Below are 24,370 nucleotides of genomic sequence, written 5' to 3' on the forward strand. Positions count from 1 at the left end.
GACTGGAGAGTGTCATAGATAAGCCGTTTGGTTTGAGATCTGGTGAGTGTCATAGATAGGCTGTTTGGTTTGAGATCTGGTGAGTGTCATAGAGAAGCCGTTTGGTTTGAGATCTGGTGAGTGTCATAGAAAGGCCGTTTGGCTTGAGATCTGGAGTGTGTCATAGAGAAGCTGAGTGATGATCGAATGGCTCATCTCTGCTGAAAATTTATAAATTCGATCATCTTAAGAAAGTCGCATCGACAAAACGGAATCCGTCCTTAACAATGGAATCAAGCACTAGGTTCGAAAGCATCCATTGATCGAGGAGGGATTTTGGAATGAAATTTGACAATCCGGAAGATATCATTCAGTTGACGCCGCAGTGGAAGGGCGAGCGGTTCGAGAACGGACGGCCGAAGGTGCCCGAAGACGTGCTGAGAAGAATCCGCAAAATTACGCTGGAAGAAGCGTGGGGACCGCTCTGGCACCGAGGTTACAAATTCCAGTTTGAAGGCGACTTCAAAATCGTGCATCCCGACCAGGTCATGGTGGGACGCGCGGTCACCGCGGTCATGGTACCGCAGCGGCCGGATCTGCACGAGACGCTGCTGAACTACGGTCATGAACAGGAAGGACGAAGCGGCTTCTTTAACCAGTGGGTGATCGATTCTCTTGTTGAAGATGACGTCGTCGTGGTCGATATGTTCGATAAGGTCCACCTCGGCACCTATGTCGGCGGCAACCTCTCGACGGCCATCTCCACCCGCACCAAGCGCGGCGGAGCCGTGATCTGGGGCGGCATCCGCGACAATCAGCAGGTGTCCGAAATCAAGAACATTAACGTCTATTACCGCGGAAGCGACCCGACAGCCATCGGCGAAGTCACCATGGTGGGCATGAACGTGCCGACCCGGATCGGCAAGGCCATTTGCCTGCCGGGTGACGTGGTGCTGGGCACGCCGGCCGGCGTCATCTTCATCCCTCCCCATCTGGCCGAGCTGACGGCCGTGCAGGCGGAGAAATCGCAGGTGCGGGACATCTTCGGCTTCGTCCGGCTCAAAGAAGGCGTCTACTCCACTGCGCAGATCGACGCCTCCTGGACCACGGCGCTGTGGGAGGACTTCACCCAATGGTTCGAGAGCGACGAGGCTGCCGCCGAGTATCGGCATCTGACCTGGGAGACCGAGCTTGAGGAAGCCCGAAAAAACGAGCTCGACGGTCCGCGGAGCGACGTGCGGCTGTAGCGGTTTCACAACAACAAAAAAGGAAGCGGGCTGAATGGCCTGCTTCCTTTTTTTCGCTGCCTATTTGCAGATCGACTCCCGATACTCGCTGGGGGAGACACCGACCTTCTTTTTAAAAATTTGGCTGAAGTAGCGGGAATCCTGATATCCAACCTTTTCGGCAACCTCATAGTTTTTGTAATGGGTGGTCCGCAGCATATCCTTGGCCTTGTCGATCCGGATTTCGGTCAAGTGCTCGATGAACGTCTTGCCGGTATTCGTCTTGAAGAGCAGGCTCAAATAAGTCGGCGTAATGAACACCTTCTGCGCGACGCTCTGCAGCGAAGCATACTGGCATTCCTGCTCCATGTAATGGATGGTCTTTTTAATAAGGCTGCGGTGGCTCTCTTTGAGCGTGGGCGAAAAGACTTCCCACAGGCCGGTCAGAAACCGGGTGACGTAGCGCTTCAGTTCATCCAGCGTGCCGATCTTCACCAGCGACGTCGCTTCAAACGGCTTGTAAGCGCCTCCATTCCCTTCGTCGGCAATCACCCTTTTTTCAATACCGACCAGCATCCGGATTGTCAGCTCATACATGCTCGTCACGTCGATCGGGCCTTTCTCCAGCAGTGCGGCATAAAACTGGTCCACCGCTTCTGCGATCTCCGCCTCCGTAGCGGCCGAGCGGAAGCTAGCGTACAGCTTTCTCTCCTTCTCGGCCGGGTAGCGCCCGACCGGCTCCATCCGGCGGATTTCGCTGTAATGGATGATTTGGCCCGTCCCGCGGTAAAACTTGTTATTCAGTGCAGCCGAAGCCTGCCGGTAAGAAAGATGGATGTCGCTCAAGTGGCTGCATGGCTTACCTACTCCAATGTTCACCGGATGGGGGAACCGCTGTTGAAGCATCGCTTGCACCCGGACCAGCACCTCTTTGGAAACCCAGGAGAACAGCAGTCCGATCCTCCCTTCCTCGTCCAGAAAGACAACGCTCCCTTCCGGCACACGCTCCTGAAGATCGGCGCGCATGTTCTCAAGATATGCCAAGCGGTCATGCTCATGGTCATAAGGAGCGGTCGGCTCCAATAACGCAATAGCGGGAAACGTATAGTACGGGTTCAGGCGAAGCCGGGACAGGCTTTCCTTCAGTTCCCCCTTCATATTCGCTTTGCCGGAAATGAGGTGCCTTAGCAGGCGGTCCCTCATCCAAGTCATAACATCCTGGTCATCGAACAAGAAACGTTCATTTAACATGCTTCATTTCCCCTTTGTGAAAGGATAACGAACGAGAGGCATGGTTCTAGTCCATATGGATGAACTTATAGGCATGCATATGCTCGATAAAAGCCTCCTCAACCGCATCCCCGTCCCCTGTCTGGAGGACGGTGATCAGCCGCCGATGCCACTCGGCCAGCAAATCCGTCGTGTGATGACGATTGGAGATGGCCATAAAGCGCATCACCTTCGTCCTCATTTGGTTCCAGAGCTCCAGAATAGCCTGATTGTCGCAGCGTTTGTAGAAAAATCCGTGAAAATCCATATCCAGCTCGAGGATGCCCAGCGTGTCATCGCGCTCGACGGCTTCCTCCATCGACCGGATAATCATTTCCAATTGCTCGTAATCATCCTCCGACAAAGTTGGCATAGACGTTCGCACGGCGTAACCCTCAATAATTTCGCGGAGCACGAAAATATCTCTGATCTCCTTCGACGTAATATTGGAAACGACCGACCCTTTATTCGGAATGCCGTTAATTAATCCTTCCTGCTTCATCCTCTCCAACGCTTCGCGCACAGGCGCCTGACTGACCTGAAATTTACCCGCGATGTCCAGCACGATGAGCCGCGTTCCCGGCTGCAGCTCGCCTGCGATAATTTCCCGCTTAAGCGTCAAATAAATCTGTTCGCTGATGGAATTCCCCAAAGGGATGTAACTGCTGTTTGACATGACTCTCAGTCTCCATTCGCCGATCATCCATGACCGCAGATTTGACCAACACGTACGAAACGGCAGTCAGGTAACCGTTTTCAAAACGGTCGGTCGATAGGTTCGCTGACTTACGTTCCATCATCCCTCCCGCTATTATCGATTATCGATAATTTGTTTCCATCATTATATGGGGGCCAGATACCTTCTGACAACGGAGAATTTTGACGAAAAGGGTTTGATTTTTTATGATCTTTTCGCGTATATCGACAATCCGTTTCCGTGGGGCTTCCATCCCTGCCCCTTCCCGCCGCAAGCCCTATCCGCCATCGGACAATCGAATGTTATCCAATAAAAGCCAATCCCATGCACCCTATTTTCGGTGTAACCCGTATAGTTCGTCCTACCTATCCAGGAAAAAAACAGGAAATGAATGGTTCTTCCTTTCATTTTTTCAGAAAAAAATGCCGGTTTATGAAATAAAGATATGAAAATATCGGGGGTACTTGTCGAAATATAGAATAGGAACTAAAACCGGTCGGAATCCTTTCCGCTCAGGCATGCCGTCCGCCGAAACGGATGAATCCATTCAAATATATTACATACCTATTGACGGATTCTCACGGATCGGCACATACGGCCCGCCCGGAGCTGCTCTTTTAAGCGCTGCGCCTGTTCACACAGGTGCTGCCGGAACTTTAGACCTATATCGACTGCAGGGGGAATCTCGTTTGAACAAGCTACTCAAGCAAATATCCGGGCTTTTCAACATTAAAAAGCTCAGAAGCAGACTGATGCTCTTCATCTGTCTGATGCTCATTATCCCGACCGTTGTGCTTGCCGTCTTCGCCGTGAACAGCGCCAAAGCACAGCTTCAGGACAAAATGGAGGACACTACGAAATCAAGCGTCATGCTGCTCGACAAACTGATCAACACGATGGTTGAAATGCAGCTGTCCAACGTGAAACAACTCAGCAATCAGATTACGTATGCCGACATCGAAAACCACTCGGTGGAGACCCGAATCCTGATTGACGATTTTAAAGCGCAGCATCCGGAAATCGAAATCGTCTCGATCGGCACCGACAACGGGTCCTGGATGAAATCTCCTGACCCCGGTCAGCAGCAGTTCGATCCCCGGACCCGCAACTGGTACAAGCTGGCCATGAACAACAAGGGGCAGGCCGTTGTCGACGATCCGGCGATTTCGGCTACGACGAAAAACTATGCGGTCGCCATTTCCAAAACGCTGCCCGACGGCAAAGGGGTCATCAACATCAGCCTGAGCATCGGGAACATCAACAACATCGTGAAGCAGGTTCACCTTGGCAACGAGGGCTACATCTACTTAGTGGACCGCAATGGCCTGCTGATGTCGCACCCGACCGAAAAGGTGGGTGCCAAGTTTGTCGGCGACCAGCTCAAAACGATGCAGGGTAAAAATGAAGGGCTGCTCGACTACACCAATCCGATCAATGGCGTTGGCCAGCGCGGCTATTTCGTGACCAACGAGCTGACCGGCTTCAAAATCGTCGGCATCCTTCCGGAGAGCGAATATACAAAGGCGACGACGCCAATCTTCTGGACATCGGCCATCGTTCTTGTGATCGCCGTTATTGCCGCGCTGATCGTGATGTTCTTCATCATCCGCAGTATGACGCGTCCGATCGAGCAGCTGAACCGTTCGGCGAAGCGCGTGAGCGAAGGATATCTGAACGATCGCGTCGTGACGAAGCGGCGAGACGAAATCGGAGACCTGGCGCATAACTACAACGCCATGGTCGACTCGCTGCGCCGGATGGTACTGGACATGTCGGAAACCTCCAGCCAGCTGGCGGCCTCGAGCGAAGAGCTGACCGCCAGTACGGAGCAGAACGCGCAGAGCGTCGAATTTGTCTCCAATCTGATGACGGATTCAGCCCAGGAGGCCAACAACCAGGCCATCGCCGCGCAGGAAAGCGCGCGCACGATGGAGGAAATGGCCAGCGGTATCCAGCGTATTGCCGAATCGGCCAGCACCATCGTCGATTCGTCGAACCGTACGGAAGAAGACGTGCACGCCGGCAGCCGGAAGGTTCAGCTGGTCAGCACGCAAATGGACACGATCAAGAAGTCCACGCACGAGTCTGCTGCGCTGATCGAGAAGCTGAACGACCACAGCGCAAGCATCGCCGCAATGAGCACGGCGATCTCCGAAGTGGCTAAGCAGACCAACCTGCTCTCCCTGAACGCCGCGATCGAAGCGGCGCGGGCCGGCGAGCATGGACGCGGCTTCGCCGTCGTCGCCGAGGAAGTCCGCAAGCTGGCGGATCAGTCGAACCTCACGGCGGAGGAAATCCAGCACACGATCCAGGAGATGACGATGCTGATCACTGACGCGTATAACGTGATGCGTCATAAAGTGCAGTCCGATGTGGATCAGGGGATGGAAGTTACGGCAGAGGCGCTCGAAGCTTTTGCCAATATCGAAAAGTCCGCCAAGCAGATTACCGACCAGATCCAGGACATTTCCGCCGTCACCGAGCAGATGTCCGCGAGCAGCGAAGAAGTGTCCGCCTCCGTGCAGGAAGTGGCCAGCATTTCGCGCAACACGGTCGCGTCGTTCGAGCGCGTGAGCGCCGCGAACCAGGAACAGCTGGCGTCCATCGAAGAAATCTCCTCTTCGGCGAACAGCCTGTCGAAGATGGCGGTGGACATGCAGGAGAAAATCGACCGCTTCAAGCTGGAGGGCTGATTGGGGCGGGCAGCAGCCCGCTTGATTTCCCGGCCCCGGAGGTTTAAGAAATGTTAAAAAGCGTACCGTACGGTTTAAGTCCGTGCGGTACGCTTTTTGGTGTTTATTATGGGTGTGTCCCCGTCGGTATGCCTTTTAGTGCTTGCAGGTTGATGTGTTTCCCCACAAATCTGAGCGGTTCCCTGGAGCGATTCCCTGCTTAGTTTCCAGCGGGTCCTCTGGCTTAATGCCCAAAGCGGCGGCTCAGCACATGATGCGGATTTTGCAGGAACGGGCTGCGCGTATTTTTGAGCGTTTCGATGCGCTCAAGCGCAAGCCGGTCCGCGGCGGCATACGTCGGGATGCCGGCTTCCCGGGAGATGTCGAAGATGCGGGAGATGCTGTTATAGATCCCGCTGATCTGCTTCCAGGCGCGGTCCTTGTTATAGCCGTTCAGCTCGTCGGCAATATTGATGACGCCGCCGGCGTTAATGACGTAATCCGGCGCGTAGACGATGCCCAGCTCGTGAATCAGGTCTCCGTGCCGGGCTTCCTTCAGCTGGTTGTTGGCCGAGCCGGCAATAACCTTTGCCTTCAGCTTCGTAATACTTTCATCATTGATGATGGCGCCCAGCGCACAGGGGGAGAAAATATCGCAATCAACGCCGACAATATCCCCCGGCGCCACCGCAGTGGCGTTATACTTCTCCACCGCGCGGCTGACTGCCTCCGCGTTGATATCCGTCACGATCAGCCGGGCGCCCTCCTGATGCAAATACTCGCACAGGTGGAAAGCCACGCTGCCGACGCCCTGCACCGCAATCGTCCGGCCTTCCAGCGAATCGGAACCGAAGGCTTCCTTGGCGGCGGCCTTCATGCCTTGATATACGCCGTAGGCCGTCGCCGGCGACGGATTGCCGGACGAGCCGTAGGTCGGGGAGATCCCGGTCACATAATCCGTCTCCTGATGAATGATATCCATGTCGGCCACCGTTGTTCCGACATCCTCTGCCGTAATATAGCGGCCGTTCAATCCTTGTATGTATCTTCCGAAAGCCCGGAACATCGCTTCGTTCTTGTCCTTTTTCGGATCGCCGATGATGACCGTCTTGCCTCCGCCCAGGTTCAGGCCTGAAATGGCGTTCTTATAGGTCATGCCCTTAGCCAGGCGCAATGCGTCTTCGATTGCGGCTTCCTCGGAAGCGTAAGTCCACATCCGGGTCCCGCCCAGTGCCGGCCCGAGCGTCGTATCGTGAATCGCAATGATCGCTTTGAGTCCGGACGACTTGTCCTGACAAAAAAGCAGCTGCTCATAATCGTACTGTTCCATTGCGCTAAACAGTTCCATATCGGTGTTCCCTCCATTGTGATTCATGCCTCATGCTACTCACGCTTATAAGCGTAACAGGATCATTATAGTAATGATTTGACTTGAAAGTAAAGTTTTCACCCGTGTTATCCGACTTTCCGGGCTTTACCCGACTAGGCGGGCATGAATACAAAAAAGACGGCTGACGCCGTCTTAAAATGCTTTGTCCCTGCTTCTCACGCTTTCGTCTGCAACCCCCAACCGGCGGGATACGATGCGCCGAGCGATACCGGCAGGCTCCCTTTGAAAGGGATAGCGCCGGCGATCGCCTTGGCGGTGCTCACAAGCGCCAGCGGACGGCTCTCGTAGGCCGCAACCAGCGCAGACGCTTCCGGAAAACACATCAGGTCGTACGGATTGCGGAGCGCGGCCACCACGACCGGTTTGCCAAGCGCGAGCAAATCCTGGACCAGCTTGATCTGCGCCGGGTCAAACTGCGCATTATACGTGCCCACGACGATCTGCCGCACCTCCCCGCCTTCGGCTTCCTCCATAAGGCGGCCCGCCTGTTCCGCCACTTCGGCCAGCGGCACCTGACGGTCGCTCACGTCGATCCCCTGTGCGGCCAGGGCGCTGCCCAGGCTTTCCGTCCTCGCGATCGTTTCGTCGGCGATCGTCAGCGCGGCAGCCGCGACCGAGATGACCAGCGTGCGCTCCCGTTTCAGCGGCAGGATGCCATCCCTTGCTTGCACCAGCGTAATGCTTGCCTCGCTGATCCGGCGGGCCAGATCCATGTGGGCTTCGCTCCCGGGGAGCTTGTCCCGCAGTCCGGGCGCTGCCTGTTTGCCATTCTGGGCCAGCTCGTCCTGCAGCCCATGCAAGTCTTCGACAACCTGCCCGTCCAGCTCCGGCCGCAGTGTCCCCAGCTCCGCCGGGCTCCCGAGCAGTCCGCGCTTCGCCTTCAGCGCAAGCAGCCTCCGCACGGAGGCGTCGATCCGGCTCTCCGCGATTCGGCCGGAGCGGACCGCCTGCTCCAGTGCCTCCATCGCCTCCACCTGCAGCTGCGGGGTCTGGCTGATCAGGACGGTGTCCGCTCCCGCTTCGACCGCCATCACCGCAGCCTTGACGGTGCCGTAATGCTCGGCGATCGCTTTCATTTCCATGCAGTCGGTCATGACGACGCCATCGTAGCCGAGCTCCTCGCGCAGCAGGCCGGTCAGCACGGCATGCGACAGCGTTACCGGCAGCTTGGACGGCTCTAGCGCCGGAAAATAAATATGCGCCGACATGACCGCGTCGATGCCTTCGGCGATCGCCTTTCTGAACGGAACGAGCTCCACCTCATCCATCCGCTCCCGGTCGTGTGTAATCGTCGGCAGGTCCAGATGGGAGTCCACGGCGGTATCCCCGTGCCCGGGAAAATGCTTCGCCGTGGCCGCGACGCCCGCGTCCTGCAGACCGCGGAAAGCAAGCGTCCCGTACTCCGCCACCGCTTCCGGGGACTCCCCATAGGAACGGACGCCGATGACCGGATTCAGCGGATTGTTGTTCACGTCGAGCACCGGCGCAAAGTTCAGGTTGATGCCAAGGGAACGCAGTTCCTCCCCGCTGACGCGCGCGGACTCGTACACCCAGTCCGCCGAGCCCGCGGCGGCCAGCGCCATATTTCCCGGCATCAGAGCAACGCCTTCCGTGATCCGGGCGACCATTCCGCCTTCCTGATCAATGGAAATCCACAACGGCAGCATCCCCGACGCTGCGGCCGCCTGCTGCAGATCCCGGCTCAGCCTGCCCACCTGCTCCGTCGTCTTCACGTTGCGGGCGAAATAAATGACGCCGCCGATCTGATGCGTGCTGATGAACTGCCGCAGCTCCTCGCTGATTTCCGTCCCCCAAAAGCCGCAAACGAACATCTGCCCGATTTTTTGCCGCAGGCTCATGCTCTTGATCAGCTGATCGATCTTCCGTTCCTGATTCATCGTGATATCCCCCTAGCTCATATGCTGTATCAATTGCGCTGCTGATTCCGATCTGATTCCAGTATCTGCGAAATACCATCATCGCTCCCAAATCTATGACAGCATGATTTAAAATATCGATTCTGATAGGATTCGAATCTTCAATGATCCATTTCTCTGATTTCAATTTCGGTATGCCGGATCCGGTTCCCCTTGCGATTCCTTCTGCCTATTCCGTCCGCTCCTGCAGCCGCTCATGCAGAAAATCGACGATATGGACGGCCTTCATGCTGCCGCTGAGGCCTTCCTTCTCGATGCCGTGCTTCATCTGGAGCAGGCAGCCGGGATTGCTGGTCAGCAGATACTGGGCCTGCGTCGCTTCCACATGCTCCATCTTGTGATCCAGAATGCTGCCGGCCATTTCCGGCTGTGTCACGTTGTAGATGCCGGCTGAGCCGCAGCAGCGATCGGCGTTTTTCATTTCGATAAACTCGGCGCCCTCCACTTGGCGCATCAAAACGCGCGGGGCGTCCGCCGATTTCATCACGTTGCGCAGATGGCAGGAATCCTGGTAGGTGATTCTCACCTTCGGGTTCCCTTCTGGAGCAGGTCCTGCCGAAGGGACGCCGAAGTTTAAGCTTCGGCCCTCACGGACAAGCAGCTCGCTGACGTCGACGACACGCCCGGCGAACCAGGCTGCATCATCCCGCCACTGCGGATCTTCATGCAGCAGATGGTCGTATTCGGTCAGGATTGCCCCGCAGCCGCCCGCATTGGAGACGATATAGTCCACATTCGCCTCCTTGAAGGCGCGGATGTTGCCGCGGGCGAGTTCCCGCGCTCCTTCCGCCTCGCCGCTGTGCGCATGCAGGGCGCCGCAGCAGTTCTGTGCCGCCGGAATCACTACATCGAAGCCGGCTGCGGTAAGCAGATCCACGGTATGAATGTTCGTGTCCGTGAACAGCACATCCATAATGCAGCCTCTGAAGAGCGCTGCGGTCGCGATTTTCTCGCCTTTTGCCGGGTGATATGCGCCGATCTTCTCCAGCACGCCCTTGCCCGAAGCTTCGGGCAGTATTTTCTCCATATCGCTGATATGCTTCGGAAACAGCTTCATGATACCGGTGGACCGCGCTGCCTTCCGCAGCCCCGACTTCTGGTACAGCTCGAGGCCTCGGCCCACCAGCTTCATCCGCTTCTGATACGGAAATACCGTTTTGAACGCCGCATGACGGGCTGCCTTCACCAGCGGTTTATGCTGCTTGTGATCCTCGATCGCGTCCCTTGCCTGCTCAATAAGCTGCCCGTATTTGACGCCCGCCGGACAGGCCGGCTCGCAGGCGCGGCAGCCGAGGCAGTGGTTCATCTGCTCCTCGAACGCCCCATCCGGCTCCATAATGCCATCCGCGACGGCCTTCATCAGGGCGATCCGGCCCCGCGGCGACTCGGCCTCGATGCCCGTCTCGGCAAAGGTTGGACACGCCGGAAGGCAGAAGCCGCAGCGCATGCAGTTGGTCAGCTGGTCCTCATCGAGGCGCAGCCGGAGCGTCTCGGCGAGCGGATTCGCCCGCTCCTTCACGTTCACCGTGTTACCCACGATCGATCACCACCCGTTTTCTTGTTTCTTTTGCGAACATTTTCCCCGGATTCAGCAGGTTTTGCGGATCAAAGGACTGCTTGATCGCCTTCATGACCTCCATCCCCGCTGCCCCGACTTTCCATTCGAGGAACGGCGATTTCACCAATCCGACCCCATGCTCGCCGGTAATCGTTCCCCCGAGCCGGATCGCTGCTTCGAAGATTTCCTCGAACGCTTCGTCCACCCGGTGAATTTCCTCCTGATTGCGCGCATCGGTCGTTGCCGTCGGATGAAGGTTGCCGTCTCCCGCATGGCCGAAGGTGCAGATCTGGACGTCGTATTTCTTCGCGATGCGGTTGATCTCAAGTACCATATCCGCGATCTTGGAACGCGGCACCGTCGCGTCCTCGAGAATCGTCGTCGGCTTCAGTCTTGCCAGCGCGGTAAACGCGCTGCGCCGGGCGGTCAGCAGCTTCTCGGCCTCCTCCGCGCTCGCCGCGATACTCACTTGATCGGCTTGCTCGCTGCGGCAGATGTCCGTGATAAGCGCAATATCCCGCTCCACGGTTTCCATGTCGCCGTCCTGTTCGATCAGCAGGATTGCTTCCATGTCGAGCGGCAGCCCCAGCTTCGCATAATCGTCCACGACCCGGATCGTGGAGCGGTCGAGAATTTCCAGGGTAGCCGGGATGATCCGGTTCTCGATGATTTTGGATACCGTACGGGCCGCGCCGTACAAATCCTTATACATCGCCAGCATCGTCTTCTTGTACTTCGGCGGCGGAATCAGCTTCAGCGTCGCCTCCGTGATGATGGCCAGCGTGCCTTCCGAACCGACCAGCAGTTTCGTCAGATCGTAACCGGCCACATCCTTCATCAGCTTGCCGCCGGTTCGAATGATGTCGCCGCTCGCCAAGACCGCCTCCAAACCGATCACGTAATCTTTGGTCGTTCCGTATTTCAGCCCGCGCAGGCCGCCCGAGCATTCAGCGATATTGCCGCCGAGGGTCGAGATCGACATGCTGCTCGGGTCCGGCGGGTAGAACAGGCCGAGCTCCTCCACATGCGTAATAAACTGTTTCGTATTTAGCCCAGGCTGAACGATTGCCGTTAAATTTTCCATATCGATCTCGAGGATCCGGTTCATCCGGTGCATGACCATGACGACGCCGCCTTGAACGGGCACCGTGCCGCCGCACAGGTTCGTTCCCGAACCCCGGCCGACGACAGGGATTTTATGCCGGCTCAGCACCTTCATCACTTCGGAGACCTGGCCGGTATTTTCCGGGTATACGACCGCATCCGGCAGCGACTGCAGCATCGGCGTGCCGTCATACGAATGCGTGACCAGCGACTGGGGATCATCCTTTACATAAGAGCTGCCCAAAATGGCAACAAGCTCGCGTTTTACGTCTTCCTGCAGCAAGGAAAACACTCCTTTACATTCCATAATCGATATCAGTGCGAAGAAATTAGTCAGGTCATCTGATGACTTTTATTGTGATCAAGTATACACTAAAATAAATGAATCTATATAGATTGAATTCAAGAAAGTCACATTTTAGACACAATTTATTCCCCGTAGATCAAGGAATGACTAGTAAAAAATTAAACGGAGGGACGCTTGAACGATGAATCCGCAGCGGCCGTTGAAACAATATGAGTGGGTAATGAATGATTTGAAGCGGCAGATGGACGAGGGCTCGCTTCAGCCGGGGGACCGCCTCTCCTCGGTCGTTGACCTGGCGCTCCAGTACAATGTGGGCAGATCGACCATCCGCGAGGCGCTCAGCGCTCTGAAAGCGATGGGGCTGCTGGATATCCGCCAGGGCGGAGGGACGTTTGTGCGTACACCGCCCGCCGATCCGCTGCCGGTACATCCCGGACAGCTCTACGCGGACTTGTGGGAGGGACGTGCGGCTTCGCTGCGCCATCTGCTTGAGGTCCGGCGCGTGCTGGAGACCGGCTGCGCCTCCGTTGCCGCATCGAACCGCAGTGAGGCGGATCTGGCGGCTTTTGAGGAAATACTGCGCGAAATGGAGAACGCCGCCGATGAGCAGGTCAGCGAGCAGGCGGACGTGAAATTCCATCAGCAAATCGCCGCGGCAACGCACAATCCGCTGCTGCTGGATTTGATGGAGTCGTTATCGAACAAGCTGCATGAAAACATGAAGGATATGCGCGCCTTGTGGTTCTATGCCGAGCGCTCCTCCGCCGAACGGCTGCTGCAGGAGCATGCGTCCATCTATGAGGCGATCCGGACCCAGGATGCCAAGGAGGCCCTGGCCCGGATGGAGGCCCATATCACCAAAGTGGAGCAGGTGCTCAGTGAAAAAGGCGCGGGCGACCAGCCGCTTTGACCTCCAGGCTTAAGCCTGAGCCGCAGAGGCGAAAGCGCGATGCCGCTGCCAAAGAAGCAAGCCCGATTTAGCGTCCGCCCTTGCCTCCTGCCCACCCGCGTTTCAATTTACCCGGCATAGGCAGCACGCCATGTTAATTTCCTCGCCGCCCGCCGTACCTTTTTAAAAATACTTCCAGCTTCCTTTTATTCGTATAGACGAGAATCAGCAGATTTACGAGCCATATGCACAAATATGGTCCCGGGAAGCCCCGGGCGATCAGATAGACGGAGACGAGCATGAAGCCGGCTACCACCTGGAAGCCGCTCGCTTCCGTGGATAAGGGCCGCCGGCTCATCAGCTTGGAGGCGATCAGCAGCAGCGCGAGAATGACGGCCAGCGCCAGCGATACCTCAAACCGGGTCAAGGCGCTCCATACCCCGAAGGTGACGGCGATCGCCTTGCCTCCCTTGAACTTCAGGAACGGCGAGAAGGCATGCCCCGCAACCGGGGCCGCGGCGACAGCCACCATGCCATACCCGTGCACGGTGCCGCTGCCGGCGATCCATACCAGGGGCACATATCCCTTCAAAAAGTCCAGCGCCACCCCCGCCAGACCCAGCTTATACCCCGCGGCGTTCCAGAGGTTGAACGCACCCGGGTTCCCGTCTCCCACCGCCTTCAAATCCTTGTGCGCCGCCCGGCCCAGCCAATACGAAAACATCAGCGAGCCGCACAGAAATTCCACAGCCGTCAGCAGCAGGATCATCATGGTTCCCTATGCCCCCCAACATCCACGGCCCTGTCCTTCCACATGACATGCCCCAGAAACATGACCTGGTAAGCGGAATACAGCATCACCACCAGGAAAAAGATCGTGGATAAAATATGAAGAACAGGCATCACGAAGCCGAATTTGCCGACATTTTTGATCAGATAGCCGATGTGTGCCATGTACAGCAAGTAGCCTGCGAGCAGGGGGATTCCCCATGGCGTGTTCCATAGAAAGAACGTCCCTGCGGAGCAGAGCAATCCGATAAACCAGAGCGCAATCAGCACGATCGTCCATGGACTCAGCTTGGCCGTGCTCAGCACCGCCCCTTTGCCGAATCCCTGCAGCTCGCTTTTAATACCGTGCGGGTACATACGGAACGATACCATCCCCCGGCCGATAAAATTCGTTACGTCGATCCCGGCTTCCATGTACTTGGCGCCCAGGTTTAAATCATCCAATATTTCCGACCGGATGCTGCTGTGGCCGCCGACTTGCTCATAATCTTGCCTTGTTGTCAAAATGCAGGAGCCGTAAAGTCCTTTCCGGAGATTGCGGCGTTCAAAAGGGGAGGTAAACGCAAATACGCCCAAAATATTCGGAATGAGTGCAAGGCGTTCGTAAAATTTCTCGGTGTGATGAAAGGGGACGACGGAAATGACGCCACCGGTGCGGGAGCGAAGCTGCAGAAGCGAATCCAGCGCATACGGTGACAAGCGGATGTCGGCATCCAGAAAAACGAACGTATCCCCGGAAGCATGAAGGTAGCCGTTCCACACGGCCCATGTTTTTCCCGTCCATCCGGGAGGAAGCGGCGGATTCTGCACGATGGTCACCCCGAAGCCCGCGGCGACGTCCCGGGTCCGGTCCTGCGAGCCGTCGTCGACGACAATGATCTCATGCGGCTGCAAGCTTTGAGCCCGGAGCGATTCCAGGAGAAAAGCCAGATTCTTCTCCTCATTCCGTGCCGGAATGATCACGGAGAGCTTAGCCCCCGCCTGCCGCCCTGCGCCAACGCTGCGAGGGACCTGATTTTTGCGGAACAACACAATCCCGGAAAGGATGCCGATAACAAATAACAGGTAAAGAAACAGGTAAAGCCCCATAGCCAACAACCCCATCTCTCTAAAGTAGCTGGAACCTTGGAAGGTTAGAGCCTTTCGTGCGTCTGCCGGATCTGTCATGAAGCGTTATCGTTGAATGATGCAACCATAGTGTAGCCGAGCATTTCTCCCTTTTCAATACATTATATTCCAGCCCCTTGGCCAAGGATTCGCGGATTGTACCATCCCTTCTGAAAACTTTCTGGCCCCTTCGGGCCATGCTGCGCAGCAGAACGCCTTTTATGATAAAATAATCTTATTACTCCCAGTACAGGGCGGCGGCAAGGAGGCATAATCCATGAATATCAGCAGCCGGTTTTCCGTGGCTATTCATATCCTTTCGATTCTGGAAGTCAACAAGACGGGTACCAATACGTCTGATTTTATAGCTTCAAGCGTCAACACGAACCCGGTCGTGATCCGGAGAATTACAGGCATGCTCAGCAAGGCGGGATTGGTCGAAGTGAAGCCGGGGGTCCCCGGTGCCAAGCTGGCCAAGGATCCTAGTGATATAACGCTGCTGGACATTTATAATGCGGTTAACGTCGTGGAGGAGAACGGCCTGTTCGGCGTCCATGATTCTCCCAATCCGGATTGCACGGTGGGCCGCAACATCCAGGGGGTGATCGTCCCGCTGTTCACCAGCGCCCAGAAAGCGATGGAGAACGTGCTCGCTGCCGTTAAGCTCCAGGACATCATCCAAGACATCGAAGCGCTTGAAATGTAACGCACGCCCCGACTCCCGACCCGGAAGAGGGGCGTGTTTTTTTCGTGTTGAAGGTTTGCCATCCTTTTTGATTTGACATTCGCCCAACATGTAACTACAATAGTTACAAGAATACACATGATAATCAGGAGGGAATTTTTTATGAATATTGGAGTTATTGGAGCCAGCGGCAAGGCTGGACGCCTTATTGTAGAGGAAGCGCTGAACCGAGGACACCAGGTAACGGCGATCGTTCGTGATGCAGGCCGCGTTACGGGGAACGTCAGCGTTCTGGAGAAAGATGTGTTTGACCTGACGGCTGAAGATGTGAAGCCGTTTGATGTTGTCGTCAACGCCTTCGGCGCCAAGCCCGGGGACGAGCATCTTCACGTCGAAGCCGGAAGATCGCTGATTTCCGCCCTGAAGGACGCACCGTCGACCCGGCTCATCGTCGTGGGGGGCGCAGGCAGCCTGTTTGTCGACGAAGCACAGATCACCCGCGTTATGGATACGCCAGATTTTCCGAAGGAATACTTTGCTACGGCATCCAATCAGGGCAAAAACCTCGAGGATCTGCAGCAGTCCAGCGGGATTCAGTGGACCTTTATCAGTCCGTCGGCCTTTTTTGATCCCGAAGGGGCAAGAACCGGCTCCTACCAGGCCGGAAAGGACCAGCTTCTCGTCAACTCAGCCGGCAGCAGCTATATCAGCTACGCGGACTACGCGATTGCCGTCCTTGATGAAATCGAGCATCCGCAGCATCGGAACGAACGGTTCACCGTTGTAGGCGAAGCCAAATAATTAGATTTATTGACAAAAGAGACGATCCCCTTTCTTGGGACCGTCTCTTTTACTTACCGGAAAAGGCAGTTTCACGCTTATTTCGATCTCATCATCGAAGGAGCGGCCTTCCAGCTCATCTCCTCCAAAAGGGCGCGAACCCGTTCCAACATCATGTCCACATGCTCGGCGTGCATATCTTTGAGAAGCGACATATTTTCCGGCTCGGCAATATAGCTGAGCGTGTTCAGGAACAGCTCCGTCTCCAAATCGATTAACGCGATTTCCCGTGCCCGGCCAATTAAATCCTCGTAGGGCATGCAATCCGGAGGGACATCGAGCCTAAGATGCAAAGCGATCTCCTTCAGCTTGGTTTTCGCCGCCATATGGGCGAGAATCAGTGCCGGCTGCAGCTGTCCCTCGTCTTTGAGCAGGATCGCCAGATTCATATGACTCCTGGATAATTCACTCCAAATTCGGGTCTTGGCGGACTGGAGGGAATCCCCATCCGCGTTAAGTTCCCTTTCTTTCACCAGGCTCGAGTTTGTTGTGTATGGACTCATTCCCATTCATACCTCCCTTGGAGCAGCACTTCTGCAGGAACTGAAGCCGGTATGGCTTGCCGGCGCGAAGTAAGGGGGTGCATACTCATCTTGAGTGTCGGCATATAGACTGCCGGAAGTGCTTGCCGCCTGCGGCTTCTTGTATCGCTCATCAAGACGGGAACGTTCCCATCTTGACCGCTGCGGGCTTTAGGCTTGATAACTGCTGGCACTCCTTGTTGTATATTTCGGTTTTTTCTGCATCAAAATGAAGGGTTTTCCATATTAAATAGCTTTCTCCAACAATTAGTGTAGTATTGGGGATTCGCCATGGCAAAGTGGCCCTCCCGCTTCCTGCTTCCTCCCTATTTTTTTCATCACGGCTCCAGGTACGGTGCTATAATGAAGAGGTTGGTTTCAAATACATCATGACAATGATCTCGAAAAAGGAAGCTGAGCTATGATTGGAGACATACTTCTGGAAGTGGTGCTGCCCGTCTTTGTGCTGATTGGAATCGGTTCATGGATGCAGCGCGTGTTCCGCCTGGATTTGTACACACTGGCCAAAATCAATTTTTACTGCATAACCCCTGCCGCCGTCTTTATGAGCATGTATCATTCGGATATGTCGGGCGAGCTGCTCGGGAATGTGACACTCTTTTATGCATTATATGTATTCATTCTATACGTGATAGGGACCTTGGTCGCCCGCCCGCTGAAATTCACCAAAAGCATGCGCGCCGCGTTCAACAACAGCATCATGCTGGACAACTCGGGCAACTACGGGATGCCGATCAATGCCCTGGTGTTCAAGGGAGACCCCCTCGCCAGCTCCATGCAGGCGCTGATCATGTCGCTGCAGAGCCTCCTGACGTTCACTTATGGAGTCATATCGATCCAGGGCGCCAAGCTGAAAGGCAATTACCGCAGCATGATTATCGGTTTTCTGAAAATGCCGGTCCCGTATGCGCTCGTGCTCGGAATCGTGCTGCATGCTGTGCATGCCCCGCTGCCCCTGTTCGTATCGCAGCCGCTCACCTATGCCCAGCAGTCGATGGTGGCCGTCGCCCTGCTGACGCTGGGAGCCCAGATCGTCAAGTATCCGCTCAAACTGTACCGTGTGGACGTATATATCAGCCTGTTCCTCCGCCTCATCATCGGCCCGGTCATCGGCGTAACACTCGTGTTTGCGCTTGGAATGAAGGGGATTCCGGCCCAGGCGCTGCTCATCGCATCCGGCATGCCGACCGGGGTCAACACGTCGATTTTAGCGGAAGAGTACAACAACGAGCCCGATTTTGCGGCGCAAACCGTCCTGATTTCCACGCTGTTTAACATTATTACGATTACGGGATTGATTTCACTGGCGAAAATGTTCTGAAATAGAGGCGAAATGCCTCTATTTTTTTGTATATATCGGCCAAGTCTGCTCCTGCCCTAGCGGGAACCAAGGACGAATTGGCGCGGCGTAACGCCGAGCACCCGCTTGAAATGCCGGTGAAAATGGCTTTGGTCGCTGAAGTTAAGCACTGCCGCCACTTCGTGAACGGGAAGACCGGACAGCAGCAGCTGCTGTGACCTGCGGATCCGCTCCCGGATCATATACTGGTGCGGCGGCAGGCCTGTGGTCTGCTTAAACAGTCTTACCAGATGGGACGAGCTGATATGAGCGGCTGCAGCCAGGTCTTCGAGAGAGATATCCTGGTCCAGAAATGCGTCGATGTACTGCAGCGCTTGATCCAGCTGATTTTTTTCCAGCTTATGCGGGGCCGCCCGGCCCCCGGCTTTGGTGCCTGAACCGTAGCGGTCGAGCATATGGACGGTGAGCATGCGCATCAAGGAATCCGAGTAGAGCCTGCCGCCCATCCCCCCGCTCTGCTGCTCTTCGTGGAGCCAGCGGACCAGCTGGACGAGCCGTTCATCCTGCAGCCGGATCTGTGTCGCGAAATCGATCTGCCTGGCTCCTCCGGGGAGCTCCAGCTCACCGGCTACCTTTTGGACCAGATCAGGGCTCAGGTCGAGACGGAAGAAATCCAGCTCCCTGTCCCACCGGCACAGAGACATGTCGCCTGCAGAGAATACGTTGATATGTCCCGGCCAGGCCACCCCTTCCCCGCTGTATCCGTCGGACCGCTCAAACACGCGGACCGGCTCCTTGGTACGGTGAATGACCATGAGGTGCCCCGTTAATACCGGCTCAAAGGCTTCCTGCGGGGGGACTTGCTCCAGACTGGACAACGTATACTCCGGCTTCTCCACGATCCTGTTTTCACCCTTTCCCACTGCTGGCCGTATCGGCAATGCGTTCTCCTCCCTGCCGCTTGGATGCAAATGAAACGCTTTTTTTTCCATTCTAAACGCTGCTTCCTTCCCTGACAAAGGGTACTTCGGCCCAAATGAGCATTTTGTTCAAAAAAGATGATCAACCGGTTCAAGAAACCGTCCCCGGATTCCCCGTATACTTGGGTTCAAGAAGGGCACCAACCCTATAACAAGAATGGAGGCGTTGAATCATGAAATATGCAAGACTCGGAAACTCGGGACTGATCGTGTCCAAACTGGCATTCGGAGCAATGACTTTTGGCACGGGAAACCTCCCGAGCGTCTATAAGGTAGGCCAATCAGCTGCCCGGCAGCTTGTGGACGAGGCGCTGGCGGCAGGCATCAATTTCTTCGATACCGCGGATGGTTATGCCGACGGGCAAAGTGAGGAAATGCTGGGGCAGCTGCTAGGATCAAGGCGGCAGGAAGTGGTTATTGCCACCAAAGGCGGCTTCCGTGCGGGACCTGCGCTTGTTCAGTCGGGCTTGTCCCGCAAGCATTTGTTTGCCGCCGCAGAGGCGAGCCTGAAACGCCTCGGCACCGATTACATCGATTTGTACATCGTTCACAAGACGGATCCCTTCACGCCGCTGGAAGAAACGCTCGAAGCGCTGAACGACTTGGTCCGGCAGGGAAAAGTCCGCTATATCGGCTTCTCCAACTGGCCGGCCTGGCTGGCGGCCAAGGCGGTGCAAATCCAGCGCGAACGGGGCTGGGCCACCTTCATTAGCGGACAGATGTATTATTCCCTGGTCGGCAGGGACGTCGAGTACGATATCCTGCCGTTCATGAAGGACGCGGGCGTCGGGCTGACGGTATGGAGCCCGCTGGCCGGCGGATTTCTAAGCGGTAAGTATTCCCGCAGCAATTTGCAGGATCCGGACGGACGGCTGAGCGGCTTTGACATCATTCCGTTCGACAAGGAATGGGGTTTTGCCGTGCTGGACCACGTTCACAGCATCGCCGATGCGCATGGCGTGACGGCTGCACAGGTATCGCTTGCCTGGCTGCTGTCCAAAGCCGGCGTCAGCAGCGTCCTGGTGGGCGCCAGCAAAATGAGCCAGCTGGAGGACAATTTGAAAGCCATCGACCTGGAGCTGACGGCTGAGGAGATGCTGCTGCTGGATCAAACCACACAGCCGCGCCCGCTCTACCCGAATTGGTTTGCCGATTCGATGCTGGATGCGGAGCACATGAAAGCGCTGGGGTAAGTTCGTTCATATTCAGTTCATAAACATCGTGTATTTTGGTTTCATTCCAAAAAAGCAAATAGAGAAATGAGGGAGTTTGGAGTGAAATCAAATCGAAACACGCTGATTTTGATCGGACTGATGATCGGTCTGATTTTTGCGGAGCTGGACGAAACCGTCGTATCTACGGCGATGCCTACCATCATCCGCGATTTGCACGGCCTGGCGCTGTACGGCTGGGTCGCCGGCATTTATATGCTGGCTGCGACCATTTTCATGCCGATCCTCGGCAAGCTGGCCGACATTTACGGCCGGAAAGTCGTTTATTTAAGCTGCATGGCGCTCTTTATCGCAGGCTCGATCGTATGCGGCCTCGCTCCATCGATGACGGTGCTGCTTGTCGGCCGGGGCATTCAGGGCATTGGAGCCGGGGGGCTCATGCCGATCGCCTTAGCCATCATCGGAGATTCGTACCCGCTGGAGAAACGCGCCAAAATCCAGAGCCTGTTCGGCCCCATGATGATCATTCCCCAGCTGCTGGGTCCGACGGTGGGCGGATATTTGGTCGGTCACGTCAACTGGCACTGGGTGTTCCTGATTAACATTCCGGTTGGCCTGATCGCCGCCCTGGTGCTCGGAATCGGCATGCGGGAATCGCGCGGAGACGAGAAGAAGCCGATCGACTGGCTTGGTTCATCGGTGCTTACCTTAAGCATGCTGTCCCTGCTAATGTCACCGGTTCTGGTCGATAACCAGGGTCTGGCCTGGTCTTCGCCAACGATTATCGGGCTGCTGGTTATCGGCGCCTTGCTGCTCGGTCTGTTTATCTGGATCGAGACGAAGGTCAAGGAGCCGATTATCCCGCTGCATTTGTTCCGTAACCGTAATGTAGTCGTGCTGTCGCTGCTGGTCTTTATTCTCATGCTGGGCCTGATGGGCGGCATCGCCACCTTCCCGTACTTTGCCCAAAATGTGATGGGGCTGACACCGACGCAATCCGGGTATCTGATGCTGGCGTTTATGGCCGGCGCCATTCCGTCAAGCATCGTTAACGGATTTTTAATCACCCGGGTTCCATACCGCAATCTGTTTATCATCTGCTTTATCCTGCCGGTCATCGGCATCTATCTGCTGACGCAGCTCGGCATTCACACCTCCGTGGTGTATATCGTCGCTTCCTTCTTTATTCTGGGCCTCGGCCTCGGCGCCCTGTTCGGCGGCGACAATCTGATCGTGCAGGAATCGGTGTCCAAGGAAAACAGCGGCATTGCGCTCGGCACCGTGCAGCTGATCCAGTCGCTCGGTACGACGATCGGCCTCAGCGTCTTCGGCAGCCTCCTTGCCAAGCATATCAAGGATGGCGTCTCCTCCATTGCCGGACAGCTTCCTGAAGGAAGCGCAGAGCACCTGGCCACGGGAGGCATCCCGGCAAATCTGGCGCCGGACTTGGTGCTGAAGGTGCAGACCGTCTTTGTGGACGCGTTCCAAAACTTGTTCGGCATCGCGTTCGTGTTTATCCTGGTCTCCTTTGTGATCACCTGGTTTTTGAAAAAGGGAGTGCTCACCAGCAAGGAAGCGGCGGCCGAGTCGGGACACAGCTGAGCCGGCTGGCCGTCGTTCTAAACTTATAAATGTGGCTGAACGCTTCTCTAGCCATGCATGGCAATCCAAAATAAATAGCGACAGTCTTGGGACAAAAAAACCCCGGACTCTCGCTATTTTATTTCCAGCTATCCCCTGCTTCTATTCCCCCGTTTTGGCAAATCGCTCGATTCTTTCGCCAATCTGATCGCGCACACGTTGAAATACGGCCCACTTCTCTTCCTCTGTACCCTGGGCTTTCGCCGGATCGTCAAATCCCCAATGCTCACGTCTGACTTGCGGCGGTGTGACGGGGCATTTGTCAGCCGCATCGCCGCAGAGGGTCACCACGAAATCAGCCTCGTTAAGGAGTGTGGAATCAATGATATCAGAGGTTTGACCGGATATATCAATCCCTGCTTCTTCCATGGCTTTGACGGCATTGGGATTGAGCCCGTGAGCTTCAATGCCCGCACTGTGCACATTCCAGTCGTCACCCAGGTATTTTTTCGCCCAGCCTTCAGCCATTTGACTCCGGCAGGAGTTGCCTGTGCACAAAAAGTAAATTGTTTTCTTGTTCATATGAGCATGTCTCCTTGGATATGAAAATTATAAAATCGCTAGCCACAAATACAGGCCCAGCAGCGTAATCAAAAGGGTAGGAATCGTCAGGATGATGCCGGTTCTAAAATACGTCCCCCAGGAGATTTTGACCCCTTTCGCGGACAGCACATGAAGCCATAGGAGTGTCGCCAGTGATCCAATCGGGGTCATCTTCGGCCCTAAGTCGGAACCGATGACATTTGCATACGCCAGAGCCTCTTTGATGGCATCGGTGGTGTGGGTGGATTGTATGGCCAGGGCATCAATCATAACGGTTGGCAAATTGTTCATTACAGATGACAGCACGGCAGATATAAAGCCCATTGAGATCGTCGCCGCAAACAATCCCTGATCAGCTGCCGACTGAATGACTTGAGCTAATAAGTCCGTCAGCCCGGCATTCCGCAAGCCATACACCACCACATACATGCCAATGGAGAAAAAGACGATGGCCCACGGGGCCCCCTTAACCACATCCTTGACCGGAACGATTGGACTTTTTCTTGCCATAAGCAAAAAGAAGATCGCTATGACACCAGCGACGATGGATACCGGTATATTTAAAAATTCGCTCGCAAAATATCCAACCAGCAGAATGGCAAGCACAACCCAGGACAATCTGAACATGGCAGGATCCTTGATCGCATCCTCCGGGTTCCTTAGATCGGCGGCATCAAACTTCGCGGGGATGCTCTTTCGGAAGAACAGGTAGAGAACGATGATGCTGGCTCCTAGAGCAAATAAATCCGGGATGATCATATGGCCGGCGTATTCCATGAAGGAAATACCGAAGAAGTCAGCAGACACGATATTTACGAGGTTGCTGACAACCAGCGGCAGTGAGGTCGTATCTGCAATAAACCCGCTGGCGATAATGAACGGGAACACCTTCTTTTCATCGAATCTGAGCGCCCGCATCATCGCGAGAACGATCGGCGTCAGGATCAGCGCAGCACCGTCATTTGCAAAAAATGCAGCCACAACGGCACCGAGGAACGAGACATAAATAAACATCCGCAGACCGCTGCCACGGGCGGCCCTTGCCATATGGAGCGCAGCCCACTCGAAAAATCCGATGCTGTCCAGAATAAGCGAAATAAGGATAATGGCTACAAAAGCGAGCGTAGCATTCCATACGATTTGTGTGACATCCCAAACATCCTGGAACCGGACAACCCCAAGGAGCAGAGCAAGAACTGCGCCTCCGCAGGCTGACCACCCGATCGACAGGTTTTTGGGCTGCCAGATGACGAGAACTAATGTGATCAAAAATATGACGCAAGCCAATACAACGGTTACCATTTCAACCTCCGTGCGAACTGTCGCTGATCTTGTTTGTAAACATTCGCAAATCATTATATAACTATGTACTTATATGATCAACAAAAGAAAACTTACTTGCACACGGAAGTTAAATGTTCTTTGTTTAATGCGGTTAATATGGTTTGGGAATCGGGCGTGTGATCCAATACAGCCTTGATATACGGTTTATCAACTACATTGAGGGAGTAGTACACCCATTGTCCGCGTTTGCTTTCCTTCACCAGTCCCTGAGATTTCAGCTTTCTTAAATGCTGGCTTACTGCAGGCTGGGAAACTTCCAGAATCTCAACAAGCTCACAAACGCAAAATTCCCGGTCCTTAAGCAAGGATAATATGGTAAGGCGGGTGTTATCGCTGAGTAGCTTTAGCTTATCCGCCATTTCGCGAATTTGTTCCACAAGGGTCCCTCCTTTTCGTGAT

At 55.4% G+C, this 24,370-nt stretch carries 21 protein-coding genes; 8 read left to right on the plus strand and 13 right to left on the minus strand.

The window, feature by feature from the left end:
- Positions 1-320 precede the first annotated feature (320 nt).
- Complete coding sequence (locus tag MKY74_RS30130) at positions 321-1,226, plus strand: RraA family protein (RefSeq protein ID WP_076173644.1); 906 nt, start codon at positions 321-323, stop codon at positions 1,224-1,226.
- Positions 1,227-1,286: 60 nt separating this feature from the next.
- Here the strand turns inward: MKY74_RS30130 and MKY74_RS30135 are convergent, their stop codons facing one another.
- Both MKY74_RS30135 and MKY74_RS30140 read right to left on the minus strand, forming a co-directional pair.
- Positions 1,287-2,456 carry a helix-turn-helix domain-containing protein gene (locus tag MKY74_RS30135; protein WP_076173643.1) on the minus strand — a complete coding sequence of 390 codons (1,170 nt, stop codon included), beginning with the start codon at positions 2,454-2,456 and terminating at the stop codon, positions 1,287-1,289.
- A gap of 46 nt (positions 2,457-2,502) precedes the next feature.
- Positions 2,503-3,150 (minus strand): GntR family transcriptional regulator, encoded by a 648-nt coding sequence (locus MKY74_RS30140; protein WP_076173642.1) that lies wholly within the window; start codon positions 3,148-3,150, stop codon positions 2,503-2,505.
- Between the two features lie 710 nt (positions 3,151-3,860).
- On the opposite strand from MKY74_RS30140, the gene MKY74_RS30145 reads away from it, so the two are divergent.
- Complete coding sequence (locus MKY74_RS30145; protein WP_341013547.1) at positions 3,861-5,864, plus strand: methyl-accepting chemotaxis protein; 2,004 nt, start codon at positions 3,861-3,863, stop codon at positions 5,862-5,864.
- 223 nt (positions 5,865-6,087) lie between these two features.
- Here MKY74_RS30145 and MKY74_RS30150 read toward each other — a convergent pair whose 3' ends face one another.
- The 4 genes from MKY74_RS30150 to MKY74_RS30165 all read right to left on the minus strand — a co-directional run bounded on the left by MKY74_RS30150 (position 6,088) and on the right by MKY74_RS30165 (position 12,115).
- A complete protein-coding gene (locus MKY74_RS30150; RefSeq protein WP_076173641.1) occupies positions 6,088-7,191 on the minus strand; it encodes a Leu/Phe/Val dehydrogenase in 1,104 nt (367 codons plus the stop codon).
- Positions 7,192-7,388: 197 nt separating this feature from the next.
- A complete protein-coding gene (nagZ, locus tag MKY74_RS30155; protein WP_076173640.1) occupies positions 7,389-9,131 on the minus strand; it encodes a beta-N-acetylhexosaminidase in 1,743 nt (580 codons plus the stop codon).
- 208 nt (positions 9,132-9,339) lie between these two features.
- Positions 9,340-10,707, minus strand: a complete 1,368-nt coding sequence (locus MKY74_RS30160; RefSeq protein ID WP_076173639.1) for a (Fe-S)-binding protein — start codon at positions 10,705-10,707, stop codon at positions 9,340-9,342.
- On the minus strand, positions 10,700-12,115 hold the full coding sequence (locus MKY74_RS30165; protein WP_076173638.1) for an FAD-binding oxidoreductase: 1,416 nt from the start codon (positions 12,113-12,115) through the stop codon (positions 10,700-10,702). Before MKY74_RS30165 ends, MKY74_RS30160 begins: the two co-directional genes overlap by 8 nt.
- Before the next feature lie 205 nt (positions 12,116-12,320).
- Here MKY74_RS30165 and MKY74_RS30170 point away from each other — a divergent pair, with 205 nt between their 5' ends.
- On the plus strand, positions 12,321-13,049 hold the full coding sequence (locus MKY74_RS30170; protein ID WP_076173637.1) for a FadR/GntR family transcriptional regulator: 729 nt from the start codon (positions 12,321-12,323) through the stop codon (positions 13,047-13,049).
- 133 nt (positions 13,050-13,182) lie between these two features.
- Here MKY74_RS30170 and MKY74_RS30175 read toward each other — a convergent pair whose 3' ends face one another.
- Complete coding sequence (locus tag MKY74_RS30175) at positions 13,183-13,800, minus strand: glycerol-3-phosphate acyltransferase (protein ID WP_341013552.1); 618 nt, start codon at positions 13,798-13,800, stop codon at positions 13,183-13,185.
- Positions 13,797-14,906, minus strand: coding sequence for a glycosyltransferase family 2 protein (locus tag MKY74_RS30180; protein WP_076173636.1), 1,110 nt, complete (start codon positions 14,904-14,906; stop codon positions 13,797-13,799). Before MKY74_RS30180 ends, MKY74_RS30175 begins: the two co-directional genes overlap by 4 nt.
- A gap of 295 nt (positions 14,907-15,201) precedes the next feature.
- On the opposite strand from MKY74_RS30180, the gene MKY74_RS30185 reads away from it, so the two are divergent.
- Positions 15,202-15,630 carry an Rrf2 family transcriptional regulator gene (locus tag MKY74_RS30185; RefSeq protein WP_076173635.1) on the plus strand — a complete coding sequence of 143 codons (429 nt, stop codon included), beginning with the start codon at positions 15,202-15,204 and terminating at the stop codon, positions 15,628-15,630.
- 141 nt (positions 15,631-15,771) lie between these two features.
- Complete coding sequence (locus MKY74_RS30190; RefSeq protein ID WP_076173634.1) at positions 15,772-16,410, plus strand: NAD(P)-dependent oxidoreductase; 639 nt, start codon at positions 15,772-15,774, stop codon at positions 16,408-16,410.
- Between the two features lie 77 nt (positions 16,411-16,487).
- Here MKY74_RS30190 and MKY74_RS30195 read toward each other — a convergent pair whose 3' ends face one another.
- Complete coding sequence (locus MKY74_RS30195; RefSeq protein ID WP_144025488.1) at positions 16,488-16,952, minus strand: hypothetical protein; 465 nt, start codon at positions 16,950-16,952, stop codon at positions 16,488-16,490.
- Between the two features lie 439 nt (positions 16,953-17,391).
- Here MKY74_RS30195 and MKY74_RS30200 point away from each other — a divergent pair, with 439 nt between their 5' ends.
- On the plus strand, positions 17,392-18,312 hold the full coding sequence (locus MKY74_RS30200) for an AEC family transporter (protein WP_076173632.1): 921 nt from the start codon (positions 17,392-17,394) through the stop codon (positions 18,310-18,312).
- 56 nt (positions 18,313-18,368) lie between these two features.
- Here MKY74_RS30200 and MKY74_RS30205 read toward each other — a convergent pair whose 3' ends face one another.
- The gene (locus MKY74_RS30205; protein ID WP_208629373.1) at positions 18,369-19,283 is read right to left on the minus strand and encodes a helix-turn-helix transcriptional regulator; all 915 of its coding nucleotides are present in this window, start codon (positions 19,281-19,283) and stop codon (positions 18,369-18,371) included.
- A 161-nt stretch (positions 19,284-19,444) separates the two neighbouring features.
- Here MKY74_RS30205 and MKY74_RS30210 point away from each other — a divergent pair, with 161 nt between their 5' ends.
- Together MKY74_RS30210 and MKY74_RS30215 are read left to right on the plus strand one after the other, a co-directional pair.
- On the plus strand, positions 19,445-20,464 hold the full coding sequence (locus tag MKY74_RS30210; RefSeq protein ID WP_076173631.1) for an aldo/keto reductase: 1,020 nt from the start codon (positions 19,445-19,447) through the stop codon (positions 20,462-20,464).
- 81 nt (positions 20,465-20,545) lie between these two features.
- Entirely contained in the window at positions 20,546-22,045 is a 1,500-nt protein-coding gene (locus tag MKY74_RS30215) for an MDR family MFS transporter (RefSeq protein ID WP_244169370.1), read from the plus strand.
- Positions 22,046-22,186: 141 nt separating this feature from the next.
- On the opposite strand, the gene arsC is transcribed toward MKY74_RS30215, so the two are convergent.
- The 3 genes from arsC to MKY74_RS30230 all read right to left on the minus strand — a co-directional run bounded on the left by arsC (position 22,187) and on the right by MKY74_RS30230 (position 24,348).
- Positions 22,187-22,606: an arsenate reductase (thioredoxin) gene (arsC, locus tag MKY74_RS30220; protein WP_076173629.1), complete on the minus strand. Its 420-nt coding sequence runs from the start codon at positions 22,604-22,606 to the stop codon at positions 22,187-22,189.
- Between the two features lie 27 nt (positions 22,607-22,633).
- Positions 22,634-23,929, minus strand: a complete 1,296-nt coding sequence (locus MKY74_RS30225) for an arsenic transporter (protein ID WP_076173628.1) — start codon at positions 23,927-23,929, stop codon at positions 22,634-22,636.
- A 92-nt stretch (positions 23,930-24,021) separates the two neighbouring features.
- Positions 24,022-24,348 carry an ArsR/SmtB family transcription factor gene (locus MKY74_RS30230; RefSeq protein WP_076173627.1) on the minus strand — a complete coding sequence of 109 codons (327 nt, stop codon included), beginning with the start codon at positions 24,346-24,348 and terminating at the stop codon, positions 24,022-24,024.
- Positions 24,349-24,370: the final 22 nt, after the last annotated feature.

The organism is Paenibacillus sp. FSL R5-0378 (assembly GCF_038009285.1).
Classification (GTDB): Bacteria; Bacillota; Bacilli; order Paenibacillales; family Paenibacillaceae; genus Paenibacillus_AQ; species Paenibacillus_AQ favisporus.